This is a genomic window from Luteimonas chenhongjianii (genome assembly GCF_002327105.1).
Classification (GTDB): domain Bacteria; phylum Pseudomonadota; class Gammaproteobacteria; order Xanthomonadales; family Xanthomonadaceae; genus Luteimonas; species Luteimonas chenhongjianii.
The window spans coordinates 2,695,053-2,709,153 of record NZ_CP023406.1 but is presented as its reverse complement, the minus strand read 5'-3'; the positions used below and the strand labels follow the sequence as shown (position 1 = coordinate 2,709,153).

Sequence of the window (14,101 nt, the reverse complement as noted above, 5' to 3'; positions counted from 1 at the left end):
GGGAAGGGGACTGGCAGTGCTGATGCTCCTGCTCGCGCCACTTGCGCCGGCAATGGCCGACGACACTGCTGCCACGCTGCTGCATCCGCTGTTCCAGGACCACGCCGTGCTCCAGCGCGACCAGCCGATCCGGATATGGGGTGATGCGTCGCCCGGCGCGACGGTACAGGTCGCACTGGCGCAGCATCGCCGCAGCGCGCAGGCGGGCGCCGACGGGCGCTGGACGGTCGAGCTGCCGGCGCTGCCGGCCGGCGGGCCTTACACCCTGACCGCGCGTACGGGCGAGGCATCGCGGACCGTCGACGACCTGCTCGTTGGCGATGTCTGGCTGTGCTCCGGGCAGTCGAACATGGAACTGCAGGTATGGCGCTCGCTGGATGCGCGGGCCGAGATCGCAGGCGCGGCCAGCGAAACCATCCGTCTGCTGACCGTTCCGCAGTCCTCCAGCCCGGCGCCGCAGTCGACATTCGGTGGCGACACGCGCTGGCAGAGCGTGAACCCGGATTCGATCCGCGAGTTCTCCGCCGCCTGCTGGTATTTCGCCCGCGAACTGCAGAAGAACGTCGACGTGCCGATGGGCCTGGTCAACGCGTCCTGGGGTGGTTCGCGCATCCAGGCATGGACCAGCGCGGATGCGCTGCGCGCCGCAGGCGCCTACGACGACGAACTCGACGTGCTGGCGCTCTACGCGACGGAGCCGGCCGACGCACTCGAGCGCTGGGGCAGCATCTGGGCCGACTGGTGGCAGCAGCGGCCCGGCATCGCTGCCGATGACCGGCCATGGGAGGGTGAGGCCGATGGCGGCGAGTGGCGTGCAGCGCCGCCCGGGCTCGGCGCGTGGGAGCACTGGGGCACCCCGGATCTCGCTGCGTTCGACGGCATGCTGTGGTACCGGACCAACGTTCGGCTGACCGCGGCGCAGGCTGCGCAACAGGCGACCCTGGTGCTTGGCCCCGCCGACGAGATGGATACCACCTGGGTCAACGGCCGGGCCGTTGGCAGTACCTACGGGGCAGGAATGGCGCGCACCTATGCGCTGCCGCCAGGCCTTCTGCGCGCCGGCGACAACCGTATTGTCGTCAACGTGCTCGACACCTATCGCGAGGGCGGACTGGCCGGACCGGCGTCCGCGCATTTCCTGCAACTGGCCGACGGCAGCACGGTGCCGCTCGATGGCGGCTGGCGCTATCGCGTGGTGCCGGACACGGTGGGCTCACCCCCGCGCGCGCCCTGGCAATCCGCGGCCGGCCTGTCGACGCTGTACAACGGCATGATCGCGCCGCTGGCAGGAATGCGCCTGCGCGGCATGCTCTGGTACCAGGGCGAATCCAACACCTTCGAGGCCGATGCCTACGCCGCGTTGCTGCGCGGCCTGCGCGACGACTGGCGCAGCCGGTTCGGCGATTCCGCCCTGCCGTTCCTCGTCGTCCAGCTGGCCAACTACGGCACGCCGACCAGCGCACCCGGCAGCAGCGACTGGGCCGCACTGCGCGAGGCGCAGCGCGCCGTCGCCAACGAAGCGCACAGCGCGCTGGCGGTGACGATCGATATCGGGGATCGCTACGACATCCATCCGCCGAACAAGCAGGCACTGGGGCGCCGCCTTGCGCGCGCCGCCCGCCATGCGGTCTACGGCGAGCGGATCGCGCCGTCGGGTCCGGTGCCGCGGGACGCACGCCGTGAGGGGGGCGACGTGGTGGTGAACTTCGCCGACGTCGAGGGGCATCTGTCCGCGCACGGCGCCGCCGGGCCGGTCGGATTCGAGCTGTGCGGCGCGGCGGCCGACAGCTGCCGCTTCGCCGAGGCACGCGTGGATGGCCCCCGCGTGCACTTGCGCGTCGAGCCCGGGATGGTGCCGGTCCGCGTGCGCCATGCATGGGCGGATGCCCCGCTGGTGAACCTGTTCGACGCGGCGGACCTGCCGGCGGGACCGTTCGAGATCGACATCCACTGACGCCGCCCGCGCTGGCGTTCCAGGTTGCCGTCTCCGCCTGCGCGTCACGCTCCACCCATCGCAACCGCACCGTCAAGCACAGGAAGCCGACATGCCCACAGCCACCGACCCACGCGCCCACAGCCGGAATCGAGATCCTGAGCCCGTCGATGCACGCGTCATCGTCGCCTGTCCCGGCCGCAAGCTGGTGACCCGGAGGCGCGTCACCGGTGCGGGCGGGGGCGGTTTCGGCGACGCCGGGTTCGACCGACGCGAACCTGATGTCCCCTCGCAACTGCGGGATCCCCGGGTGCCCGACCCGCGCCCGGCAGCGGACGATGACGGCAGGCGCGGCGACGCGCGGTATCTGCCGGCGGGGGCATGGCGCAGAGCGCTGCGGAGCGCGGCCCGAGCCACCCTGCTCGGCGCCCTGGCGGCCGCGACTGCCGTAGTCGGCCCCGCTGCGTTCGCGCAGCCGCCGGGATCCGCCTCGCCCACGCCCGTCTACTTCGACTGGTTCGAGTACACCGGCCGTGACGCAGCCTTCGAGGCGCCGGTCCCGGCAGGCAGTTTCCGCAACCCGGTGCTGTCGGGTTTCCATTCCGATCCCAGCGTCACCGCCGCCAACGGCAAGTTCTACCTGGTGGCATCCACCTTCACTTTCTTCCCCGGCATCCCGGTGTTCGAGAGCGAGGACATGGTCCACTGGACGCAGGTGGGCAATGCGATCCATCGCCCCGGGCAGCTGGATTTCGACGGGCTCGGCCTGTCGCGCGGCGTGTTCGCGCCGACGATCGAGTTCCACGACGGCACCTTCTACGTGGTCAACACCTCGGTCGATGCCGGCGGCAATTTCATCGTCACCGCCACCGACCCGGCCGGCCCGTGGTCGGATCCGTTCTGGCTGCCGGGCATCGGCGGCATCGATCCATCGCTGTTCTTCGACGACGACGGCAGGGTCTACATCCTCAACAACGACGAGCCGGCGGTGCCGGTGCGCTACGACGGACACCGCGCCATCTGGCTGCAGGAGATCGACATCGCCAGCAAGAAGCCCTTCGGTCCGCGCAAGGTGCTGATCGATGGCGGCGTGAAGCCCGAGGAGAATCCGATCTGGATCGAAGGGCCGCACATCTACAAGGTCGATGGCTGGTACTACCTCAACAATGCCGAGGGCGGCACCGGCCCGCAGCACTCGCAGGTGATCCTGCGCAGCCGCGATGTCTGGGGTCCGTACGAGCCGTATGCGGACAATCCGATCCTCACCCAGCGCGACCTCGATCCCGATCGCCCGCTGCCGATCACCAACGCCGGCCATGCCGACCTGGTGCAGGGGCCTGACGGGAGCTGGTGGGCGGTGTTCCTGGCCAGCCGAAATTACGCCGTGCGCCAGTACAACACCGGTCGCGAGACCTTCCTGTTGCCGGTGACCTGGAAGGACGGCTGGCCGGTGATCCTGCCGCGTGGGCAGGAGATCCCCTACGTGCTGCCGGGTCCGTCCTTCATGAAGACGCCCGCCGAGCAGGCGCCGATGACCGGCAACTTCACCTGGCGCGACGAGTTCGACACGGTCGAGCTGGGCAAGGGCTGGATGACCCCGCGCGTGCCCAAGACGCAGTGGTACGACGGCAGCGCCCGCCCGGGCTGGCTGGCGATCACGCCCTTGCCCGAACGCCTGGACACTCTGGTCAACCCGGCGTTCTACGCGCGCCGGCAGCAGCACCAGGTGTTCGAGGCCAGCACCGCGATGGCGCTGCCGGCGCCGGGCGTGGCCGCAGGCCTGGCCGCGTTCCAGGGCGAGACGCACTGGTATTTCCTCGGCCTGCGCCGCAGCGACGGCGGACGCGTCGAGGTCTTTCTCGAGAGGAAGGCCGGCGCCGGCGACAGCGAGGTGGTCGCCACGCAGTCCGCCGCCGAGGCGCCGCTGTACACGCTGCACATCGAGGGGGACGAGGGGCGCTATGGCTTCGGCTTCGATGCCGGCGATGGCAACGGCGTGCAATGGCTGACCCGCGATGCCGACGGCACGATCCTGAGTACCGACGAGGCTGGCGGATTCGTCGGCGCCACCATCGGCCCGCACGCGCGCGACGAACGCGCCGCGCAATGACACGACCTGGGAGAAACGGGAACATGCAGCGACTGAAACAAGGCACGCCGCCGCGGCGCGGCGCTTCACGCACGAAACCACTGCTGCGGGCCTGCGCGGCCGCGCTGCTGGCGGCGGTACCGGCCCTGGCGGCAGTGGCCGCCGATGGAACGCGTGCCTGGCAGGACACCTCCAAGGACTTCCAGACGCGCGCGGCCGCGCTGGTTGCGCAGATGACGCTGGAGGAGAAGGCCGCGCAGATGCAGAACGACTCGCCGGCGATCGAGCGGCTCGGCCTGCCGGCCTACGACTGGTGGAACGAGGCGCTGCATGGGGTGGCGCGCGCGGGCGGAGCGACCGTTTTTCCGCAGGCGATCGGCATGGCGGCGACGTTCGACGTGCCGCTGATGGACGAGGTCTCGCGCACCATCAGCGATGAGGCGCGCGCCAAGCATCACGAGTTCTTCCGCAACGGCCAGCATGGCCGCTACCAGGGGCTGACCTTCTGGTCGCCCAACATCAACATCTTCCGCGATCCGCGCTGGGGCCGCGGCCAGGAAACCTACGGCGAGGATCCGTATCTCACCGCGCGCATGGGCGTGTCCTTCGTGCGCGGCCTGCAGGGCGTGGCGCCCGATGGCAGCCCGCTGCCCGAATCGCAGGGCGGGAAGTATCGCAAGCTCGACGCCACCGCCAAGCACTTCGCCGTGCACAGCGGCCCGGAGGCCGACCGCCATACCTTCGACGTGCATCCGTCGCGGCGCGACCTGTGGGAAACCTACCTGCCGGCCTTCGAGACGCTGGTGACCGAGGGCCAGGTCAAGGCGGTGATGGGTGCCTACAACCGCGTCTACGGCGAATCGGCGAGCGGCAGCAAGCTGCTGCTGCGCGACATCCTGCGCGACCAGTGGGGGTTCGAGGGTTATGTGATGTCCGACTGCTGGGCGATCGTCGACATCTGGAAGAACCACAAGATCGTCGCCACGCCGGAAGAGGCGGCGGCGCTGGCAGTGAAGAACGGCACCGAACTCAACTGCGGCAGCACCTATGCCGAGCACCTGCCGGTTGCGGTACGCAAGGGCCTGATCGGCGAAGCCGAGCTCGACGATGCGTTGACCCGGCTGATGACCACGCGCATGGAACTGGGCATGTTCGACCCCGCGGACCAGGTGCCCTGGGCAGGGACGCCCTACACCGTCAACCAGGCGCCGGCCCATGACGCGCTGGCGCGGCGCGCGGCGCAGCAGTCGATCGTGCTGCTGAAGAACGACGGGGTGCTGCCGCTGTCGAAGGACATCCGCCGCCTGGCCGTGATCGGCCCGACCGCCGACGACACCATGGCCCTGCTGGGCAACTATTACGGCACCCCGGCCGATCCGGTGACGATCCTGCGCGGGATCCGCGAGGCGTCGCCGCGCACGGAGGTGGTGTACGCGCGCGGCGCCGACCTGGTGGAGGGGCGCGAGGATCCGGCAGCGATGCCGCTTATCGAGCCGCAGTACCTGCGTCCGCAACCCGGTTCCAACGAGCGTGGGTTGCGCGGCGAGTACTTTCGCAACAAGGCGCTTTCCGGTGAGCCGGTGCTGGTGCGCGTGGACCCGCAGATCGGCTTCCGCTGGGACCGTGGCTCGCCCACCGACAACCTGATGGCGCGTGGCGAGGCCGGGCCCGACAACGCCGTGCCCAACGAGAACTTCAGCATCCGCTGGAGCGGCCAGCTGTTGCCGCCGGTGAGCGGACGCTACCGGCTCGAGGTGGGCGCCAACGACGGCTTCCGGCTGTACGTGGACGGCACGCCGGTGCTGGACCACTGGGAGGACGCCGAGCGCATGCGCGCCGACAGCGTCCAACTCGACCTGGAGGCCGGTCGCGCCTACGACCTGCGCCTGGAGTATTACGAGGGCGAGCGCGATGCCGGCGTGCGCCTGGCCTGGGAACTGCCCGGTGCGAAATCGCCGTTCGAGACCGCGTTGGCGGCCGCGCAGGATGCCGATGCCGTGGTCTTCGTTGGCGGCCTGACCGGCGACGTCGAAGGCGAGGAGATGACGGTGAACTATCCCGGCTTCGCCGGCGGTGACCGCACCGACATCCGCCTGCCAGCCACCCAGCAGACGCTGCTGGAAGCCCTGCACGCGACCGGCAAGCCGGTGGTGCTGGTGCTGACCACCGGCTCGGCGCTGGGCGTGGATTGGGCCAGGCAGCACCTTCCGGGAATCCTGGTGGCGTGGTACCCGGGCCAGCGCGGCGGCAATGCCGTGGCCGACGTGCTGTTCGGCGATGTCAGCCCGGCCGGTCGCCTGCCGGTGACGTTCTACAGCGCCGACGAGCAGCTGCCGGCGTTCGACGACTACGCCATGGCCGGCCGCACCTACCGCTATTTCAAGGGTGAGGCGCTGTATCCGTTCGGTCATGGCCTGTCGTACACCACGTTCGACTACAGCGGGCTTCGGCTGGACCGCGAGCGCGCGGCGCCTGACGACACCGTCACCGCCACGCTGACCGTGCGCAACAGCGGCCGGCGCGCCAGCGACGAGGTCGTCCAGCTCTACCTGCGGCCGCTGGCCCCGGCGCGCGAGCGTGCGCTGCGCGAGCTGCGCGGTTTCCAGCGCGTGCACCTGGCGCCCGGTGAGTCGCGCGAGCTGAGCTTCCGCGTCTCCCCCTCGCGCGATCTGCGCCACTACGACGAGGCCGCCGGCGGCTATGCGGTCGATGCCGGTCGCTATGACGTCGAAGTGGGCGCATCCAGCGCGGACATCCGCGCAAGCACGGAGTTGCACGTGACACCGAGCATTTCCACCGGGGCGGACTGAAGGGTGCCGATGCCCGGCCCGCTTCGCCGTGCCTGCCCGGACCGGCTGCCGGTCAGGGGCCGGCCGGTACGGCGACCACGGCACTGAAAGCGGGTTTGGGCTGTCCCTGGCGATCGAACAACAGGGGGTAGTTGGTGCGGCCCGGGATGGGATAGTCGTTCTTCCACGACATCCCATCCTCCACGCCCCAGACCGACACGCGGTGCAGCTTGTCGCGCCGCGCGTGGAAGATGCGGAAGAGCTCGGCATAGCGATCGGCCAGCTGCTGCTCCACCGGCCCGGGCAGGCCGTCGCGATAGGGGTCGAGGAAGGTCTTGAACTCGGGCAGCTGGAACTGCGGGTGGGTCATGCCCTGGCCGATGATCTGGCCTTCCTTCGTCAACGGCAGCACGTCCACGTCGAGTTCGGTGATCATCACCTTCACCCCGAGCGCGGCATAGGCGTCGATGGCGGCCTCGATGTGCGCGGTGGACGGGTAGTTGAGGCCCCAGTGGCCCTGGATGCCGATGCCGTCGATGCGGATGCCGGCGTCCTGCAGCATCTTCACCATGCGCACGATGCCGTCGCGCTTCTCCGGTCGCCAGGCATTGAAGTCGTTGTAGTAGAGCTCGGCGTCCGGCGCGGCCTCGCCGGCGAAGCGGAAGGCATCGCGCACCAGGGCGTCGCCGTCGCCGCCGTAGGCGCGCGTCCACACCGTGTCGCGGTACTGGCCGTCCTCGCCCATCACCTCGTTGACCACGTCCCAGGCCTGCACCTTGCCGGCGTAGCGGCCGGCGACGTTGTGGATGTAGTCGCGCATGCGCTGGCGCATCGTCGCGGTGTCGGCCTGGGTGCCGGCGGCAGCTTCGAAAAACCACGCCGGCGTCTGGTTGTGCCACACCAGGGTGTGACCGATCAGGAACATGTCGTGCTGCCGGCCGAACGCGACGAAGGCATCGGCGGCGTCGAAGTCCCAGCGGTCCGCTTCGGGATGCAGCACCTCGGCCTTCATCACGTTCTCGGCGGTCAGCGCGTTGAAATGCTGCACCACCAGCGCCTGCGCGCGCGGATCACGGCCCGCGACGATGTCGTCATTGACCGCGGTGCCCAACGCGAAGGCGTCGGCGTAGACCTGTTTCAGGCTCGGCGCGGCCTTGCCGGGCTGCACCGGAGAGTGAGCGGCCGGCGGGGCCGCAAGCAGCGACGTTTCCAGGCCGGCGGCGAGCAGCAGGGCGGTGGCCAGCAGGCGAAGTCGGGTGTGCATGAAACTCCTTGTATGGGCTGCGCCGGTGCGGATTGGCGTCGGGTCGGGCTGCGGGGAGTCGATCGCCCGCCGCGTCGGCCTCGCTGGGAGGGCATCACCGCGCCACGCGGCACCTGTGCGCGGATTGCGGCGCGGCGTGCGATCTTCGTCGTTCGGCCGCGCAGACGGGGCGCGGCCTCCGGCACGGTCACCGGCTGTCCTGTCCGCCCACGTAGCCACGCAGCCACTCCAGCGCAGGCCGTTCGCTGCCGTCCTCGCGGATCAGGTATGCGCCCTGGTTGTCGCGCCAGAGTCCGCGGCGGAAGCCCCACAGTGTCATGCCGGTGACCGCAGGATGCTCCCAGAACACCGGGAACACGCGCTGGTAGCTGGCCAGCTGCACGGCATCGTCAAGCCCGTCGATGTCGAACTCGGTCACGTGGACCGGCAGCCCGGTCGCGCCGAGTGCATCGAGGTTCGCGCGGTGCACGTCCATCGACGTCTCCTCGGTGGTGGAGAACGCATGGCCCTGGACGCCGATCAAGTCGAGCAGGTTCTCGGCCTGCAGCAAGCGCACGATTTCGATGTAACGCCGGGTCGCGTCCTCGCTGTTGGTCACGCTGTAGTCGTTGAGCATCAGTTTGGAATTGGGGAAATGCCGTCGCGCCATCCGGAAGGACTCGAGGATCCAGTCCCAGCCGCTGTCACCGTCTCCGCCAAGCGCGGCAATATAGTTGCCGCCGCCCTCGTCGTCCTTCGATGGTGGATCGTTGAGCGGTTCGTTGACGACCTCGACGATGTCGATGCCCGGGTAGCGCTCGGCCACCGCGGCAAACCACTCCTCGATCTCGGCGCGCTGTTCCTCCGGCGCAAGGGTCTCGATCCATTCGGGTTGCTGATTGCCCCAGACCATCACATGCATCTGGAACGGGAAGCCGTTGTCCCGGGCGACGCGCCAGGCGGCGTCGAGCTGGTCCCAGTTCATCACGTCGCGCTCGGCCTCGACCTCGCCCCATTTGCCGCCGTTCTCCGGCGTGACCTTGTTCCAGTAGTCGGCGAAACCTTCCGCCTGCGGCGGACTGTGCGCCCCGCCGAGAAACTTGGGCCGGCCCGTAGCGAGCGGCGCATCGGGGCCGGGCTGCGGCGTCGAGGTCGCGTCCTCTGGCGACTGTTGGGAACCGCAAGCGGCCAGGAGGAGGGGCAGGGCGATCAACGTCGCGAGTGGCGTGGTCCGGAATGTGCGCATAGGCTGAAAAACGCCTCCATGGGTCATGGCGATGCGGCCCGATGGGCGCGCGGTGCCGGGGTGGGTGATGGGAGCAGGCTCACGTCCTTGGGCGGGGTCGAGTCATACCGGCGCGGGAATGGATGGGCGCGGAGCGGAGAGATACGCCAACGGCAAGCAAACACATCGCCGCATGGGACTGCGTACGTGACCGTCGCACGTTCGCTCCGGCGATCGGACCGCCGCAACCAGCAGGGAGCAACTGATCTGGCGAACCCGGCGTGACCGACTCCCGGCTCGATGCAGGCAGCTGGATATCCGCAGCGTCGTGCATCTGCGGCGCTATCCGGGCGCCTGCACATGGCAGCATCGAGGTCTCCAAGCGGCGTCTAGTGATAGCGCTATCACTAACATGGCCGAGCATGAAACCCGTTCTGCGGTGCATCAATGACGCGGGCGACTGTCCGGATCGATCAGCGGATAGCGCTTCAATCGAGCGGATATGGCATGTCTGCGCCGGCTGCCGGAATTCTTGCTGCTGCGCAGCGTGCGTGCGGGAAATGATAGCGCTACCGTCGATCCGCATCTCGCCCGGATCGCGTGGACCCGCGGGCGAAGATGGCGACCGACATCACAGAACGTCCTGGCGATGCGCATTCCCCGCGACCGCCACGACGCGACCAGACACGGGAGGGGAGTGCGGTGCAGATCCGAACCACGCCAGGCACGTTGTCCCATGCGCCGGGCCCGGCATCGCCCGGCACGGGAGATCTCCGGGTACGTATGTCGCCGCGGTTCGGGGCCGGCCGCACCCTGGACAACCTGGCCCGGCAACCGCGGATCGCTTTCGCTCAGGTCGGCGTGACCGGTGGCGGGCACCGCTCCAGCTCGCCCCCCAATGCCGACACCGATTGGTACCGACCGGGCCGCCACGCCATGTCCGGTCTCCTCGGGACCTCGTGACCCTTGCAGCACGCTGATGGCCTCCCCACGGTCTGTCCCGGCGCTCCGGCGCCGGGGTGGACCGTGTTCTCTCCGCGGGTACGTCGTCGACCTCCTGCGCCGCAGCCGTCCACACTGGACTGCTGGGCGCGGGTGTTCGCCGGATGCCCCGCACTCCAGGTCACGCCCGCCCCCGGGCGTAACCATCTGTCCGGTACCCCACCACGATGACGCCTTCCACCCATGCCAGCGCCACCGATGTCCTGTCCGTACGCGAGAAGCTCGGCTACAGCCTCGGCGATCTCGCCGCCAATCTGATCTTCCAGACGCTGGTCACGTACCTGGCGTTCTTCTATACCGATGTCTACGCACTGCCGGCTGCCACCGCGGCGACGATCATCTTCGTCGTCGGTCTGCTCGGCGCATTCGTGTTCACCCCGATCATCGGCATCCTCGCCGACCGCACGCGCACGCGATGGGGCAAGTTCCGGCCCTGGATCCTCTGGACGGCGGTGCCGTTCGGCGTGCTGTCGCTGCTGGCCTTCAGCACCCCGGACTTCGGCGATCGCGGCAAGGTGATCTATGCCATGACCACCTACACGCTGCTGGTGCTGGTGTACGGCGCCAACAACCTGCCGTACTCGGCGCTCAGCGGCGTGCTGACCGGCAACATGGCCCAGCGCAACAGCCTCTCCTCGTACCGTTTCGTCGCGGTGATGGTCGCGCAGTTCGTGATCCAGGTGCTGTTGCTGCCGATGGTGCTGATTCTCGGCGACGGTGACCGCGTACGCGGTTTCGAGCAGGTGATGACGATCTTCGCCGTCGTCGGCACGGTGTTCTTCCTGATCACCTTCCTCACCACGCGCGAGCGCATCCTGCCTGCGCAGACGCGCACGTCGGGAGTGATGCAGGACCTCACCGACCTGTCCCGCAATCGTCCCTGGCTGATCATGCTGGCGCTGACCATCCTGGTATTCGTGACCCTCGCGCTGAGGGGCGGCATGACGATCTACTACTTCCAGTACTACCTCGATGGCGCGGCGCTCGCCGCGTTCCTGCAGAACACCGGATTCAACGGTTTCGTCGACGGACTCAACGCCACGCTCACGGGCATGGGCCTGGCGGGGTTCCAGTGGCCGCAAGACGCGCCCACCTCCGCTTTCAGCCTGTTCAATGCAGGTGGCATCATCTTCATGATCCTGGGCATCGGCCTGTCGCGACCGCTGGCCGATCGCTTCGGCAAGCGCGACGTGTTCGGCGGCGCGCTGTTCGTCTCGACGCTGTTCATACTCGCGTTCTATCTGTACACGCCCGACGCCATCTGGCTGGTGTTCGGTTCGCAGATCCTGCACGGGTTTTTCTACGGCATCAGCATTCCGCTGCTGTGGGCCATGATCGCCGACGTCGCCGACTATTCGGAGTGGAAGAACCACCGCCGTGCGACCGCGATCATCTTCTCGGCGATGCTGTGCGGGCTGAAGGTCGGCCTGAGCATCGGCGGCGCACTGGTTGCCGCGATCCTTGCGCGCTACGGCTACGAGACCGGCGGCGGAGCGCAGGCGGCGCCGGTCGTCGACGGCATCCGCCTGACGTTCAGCGTGTACTGCTCGATTCCGTTCCTGCTGGCGGTCGGGCTGCTGTTCTTCTACCGGATCGACAAGACCCTGGAGTCGCGCCTGGAACGCGAACTGGCCGATCGCCGGATCCAGGCGGAGGTGGGCGCATGAGCGCGCATTCCGAGCCGCAGGCATTGGATACGACAGGCGAGGCGGCCCTGTCGGCCGAGCTGGACGCACTCGCCGCCAAGGCCGTGTCCGCACCGCTCGTCACCCACATCTACACCGCCGACCCGTCGGCGCATGTCTTCGAAGGTCGCATCTACATCTATCCCTCTCACGACATCGATGCCGGCGCACCGTTCGATGACGAGGGCGGGCACTTCGGCATGCAGGACTACCATGTCCTGCGCATGGACTCGCCCGATGGTCCGGCCGTGGACTGCGGCCTCGCGCTGCACGTGCGCGACGTGCCATGGGCAGCGCGGCAGATGTGGGCGCCGGATGCGGCGTATCGCGATGGGCGTTATTACTTCTATTTTCCCGCCAAGCAGGCCGACGGACTGTTCCGCATCGGTGTCGCGGTGGGGGCGCGGCCCGAGGGCCCGTTCGAACCCCGGCCCGAACCGATCGCCGGTACGTACTCGATCGATCCGGCGGTGTTCGACGACGGTCGCCACCACTACATCTATTTCGGCGGTATCTGGGGCGGTCAGCTGCAGAAGTATCGCGACAACGTTTACAGCGCCGCGCACGTCGAGCCGGAAGGCGATGCGTCCGCGCTCGGCGCGCGCGTGGCCAGGTTGCGCGACGACATGCTCGAGCTCGACGAAGCCACGCGCGAAGTGCTCGTGCTCGACGAGCACGGCGAGCCCCTGCGCGCCGATGACCACATGCGGCGTTTCTTCGAAGGCCCCTGGGTGCACAAATACGCGGGGCGCTACTACTTCTCGTACTCGACGGGCAACACCCACCTGCTGTGCTACGCCGTTGGCGACAGTCCGTATGGACCCTTCACCTATCAGGGCGTCATTCTCGAACCGGTGGTCGGCTGGACCACCCACCACTCCATCGTCGAGTTCGAAGGCCGCTGGTGGCTCTACTACCACGACGCGCTGCTGTCGGGCGGCGTGACCCATCTGCGGACGGCCAAGGTCACGGAGCTGCATCACGACGAGGATGGGCGAATCCGCACGATCGACCCCTATGGCGGATGACGTACCCGATGGAGCGCACGCGCCGCTCGCCAGCGGACACGTGCTGCGGATCGAATGTGCGGCGCTCGTTGCCAGCGTCGCGCCGTCGGCCGGTGGCCGCATCGCCCAGATCACCTACGAGGGTGTGCCACAGCTGATCGGGCCGGACGATGGTCATCCGGGGACCATCGCCTGGGGCTGCTATCCGATGGTGCCGTGGGCAGGGCGCGTGCGGAACGGTCGTTTCAGTTTCGACGGCCAGGCGCACACGCTGACGCCCAACCTCGGCGCGCACGCGATCCACGGCGTGGGCTTCGCGATGCCGTGGCAGGTCGAACTGCACACCGCGGACTGCATCGTGCTGTCGCTGCAATTGCCGCGCAGTGCGCGCTGGCCGTTCGGCGGCATCGCCCGGCAGACCATCCGTGCCACGCCGAGGCGCCTGCGCCTCACCCTGGACGTGCATGCACAGGATCAGGCGATGCCTGCGGAAATCGGCTGGCATCCGTGGTTCCGCAAGCCCGACCGCTTCGACTTCAGGCCGGCGCAGGTGTATCCGCGGGATGCCGACGGCATCGCGACCCTGCCGATGTCTGCCTCGCCGCCGCCGCCTTGGGACGACTGTTTCACCGGAGCCGATGGCGCCGTGCTCCATCGCGGCGCGCAGCGGATCACCCTGACATCGGACTGCGATCACTGGGTGGTGTTCGACGAGCAGGCGCATGCAACCTGCGTCGAACCGCAGAGCGGACCGCCGGACGCGTTCAATCTGGCGCCGCGGATCCTCCATCCCGGAGAAGGCATCAACCGATGGTTCGAGATGCTGTGGAGCTGATCGTGTCGCCGGCGCGCCATGCACACGATGGGGCCCGACGCATCGATCGGCGCATGCGCGCTGCAGCCGCGAGGCAGGGCGGTTGCGGCGTCGGACCCGTTGTCGTCTCGGATCGGCCGACGATGCTGCGCGCGCAGTGCGCCGTGTCCCGTCGACACGCCTGAGGTCCGCAACTGCACAGCCGCGTGCGCGGATCAAGTCGAATGATCGGCTCCATCGCCTGGTGTGGCGAAAATTTGACCAGCGCTTCGGGCGCCGCATGGCAGGCCGTGCCGGAGCGCTTATCCACACCT

Annotated in this window: 8 protein-coding genes; 6 read left to right on the top strand and 2 right to left on the bottom strand. The window is 68.7% G+C overall.

All coding sequences use genetic code 11. The features are described 5' to 3' along the window. Positions 1–22: 22 nt before the first annotated feature. The 3 genes from CNR27_RS12280 to CNR27_RS12270 all read left to right on the top strand — a co-directional run bounded on the left by CNR27_RS12280 (position 23) and on the right by CNR27_RS12270 (position 6,832). Entirely contained in the window at positions 23–1,954 is a 1,932-nt protein-coding gene (locus CNR27_RS12280; RefSeq protein WP_096300627.1) for a sialate O-acetylesterase, read from the top strand. 409 nt (positions 1,955–2,363) lie between these two features. Then, positions 2,364–4,043 (top strand): glycoside hydrolase family 43 protein, encoded by a 1,680-nt coding sequence (locus CNR27_RS12275; protein ID WP_425435522.1) that lies wholly within the window; start codon positions 2,364–2,366, stop codon positions 4,041–4,043. 23 nt (positions 4,044–4,066) lie between these two features. Continuing rightward, entirely contained in the window at positions 4,067–6,832 is a 2,766-nt protein-coding gene (locus CNR27_RS12270) for a glycoside hydrolase family 3 protein (protein WP_096299177.1), read from the top strand. Between the two features lie 52 nt (positions 6,833–6,884). Here the strand turns inward: CNR27_RS12270 and CNR27_RS12265 are convergent, their stop codons facing one another. Both CNR27_RS12265 and CNR27_RS12260 read right to left on the bottom strand, forming a co-directional pair. Beyond that, positions 6,885–8,075 (bottom strand): endo-1,4-beta-xylanase, encoded by a 1,191-nt coding sequence (locus tag CNR27_RS12265; RefSeq protein ID WP_096299175.1) that lies wholly within the window; start codon positions 8,073–8,075, stop codon positions 6,885–6,887. 187 nt (positions 8,076–8,262) lie between these two features. Next, a complete protein-coding gene (locus tag CNR27_RS12260) occupies positions 8,263–9,300 on the bottom strand; it encodes an endo-1,4-beta-xylanase (RefSeq protein ID WP_096299173.1) in 1,038 nt (345 codons plus the stop codon). A 1,148-nt stretch (positions 9,301–10,448) separates the two neighbouring features. On the opposite strand from CNR27_RS12260, the gene CNR27_RS12255 reads away from it, so the two are divergent. From CNR27_RS12255 to CNR27_RS12245, 3 genes are read left to right on the top strand one after another with little or no spacing between them, the layout of a single operon-like run. After that, the gene (locus CNR27_RS12255; RefSeq protein WP_096299171.1) at positions 10,449–11,948 is read left to right on the top strand and encodes an MFS transporter; all 1,500 of its coding nucleotides are present in this window, start codon (positions 10,449–10,451) and stop codon (positions 11,946–11,948) included. Next, positions 11,945–12,994: a glycoside hydrolase family 43 protein gene (locus tag CNR27_RS12250; protein WP_096299169.1), complete on the top strand. Its 1,050-nt coding sequence runs from the start codon at positions 11,945–11,947 to the stop codon at positions 12,992–12,994. The genes CNR27_RS12255 and CNR27_RS12250 overlap by 4 nt, the downstream gene beginning before the upstream one ends. Continuing rightward, positions 12,984–13,808: an aldose epimerase family protein gene (locus tag CNR27_RS12245; protein ID WP_096299167.1), complete on the top strand. Its 825-nt coding sequence runs from the start codon at positions 12,984–12,986 to the stop codon at positions 13,806–13,808. The genes CNR27_RS12250 and CNR27_RS12245 overlap by 11 nt, the downstream gene beginning before the upstream one ends. Positions 13,809–14,101: the final 293 nt, after the last annotated feature.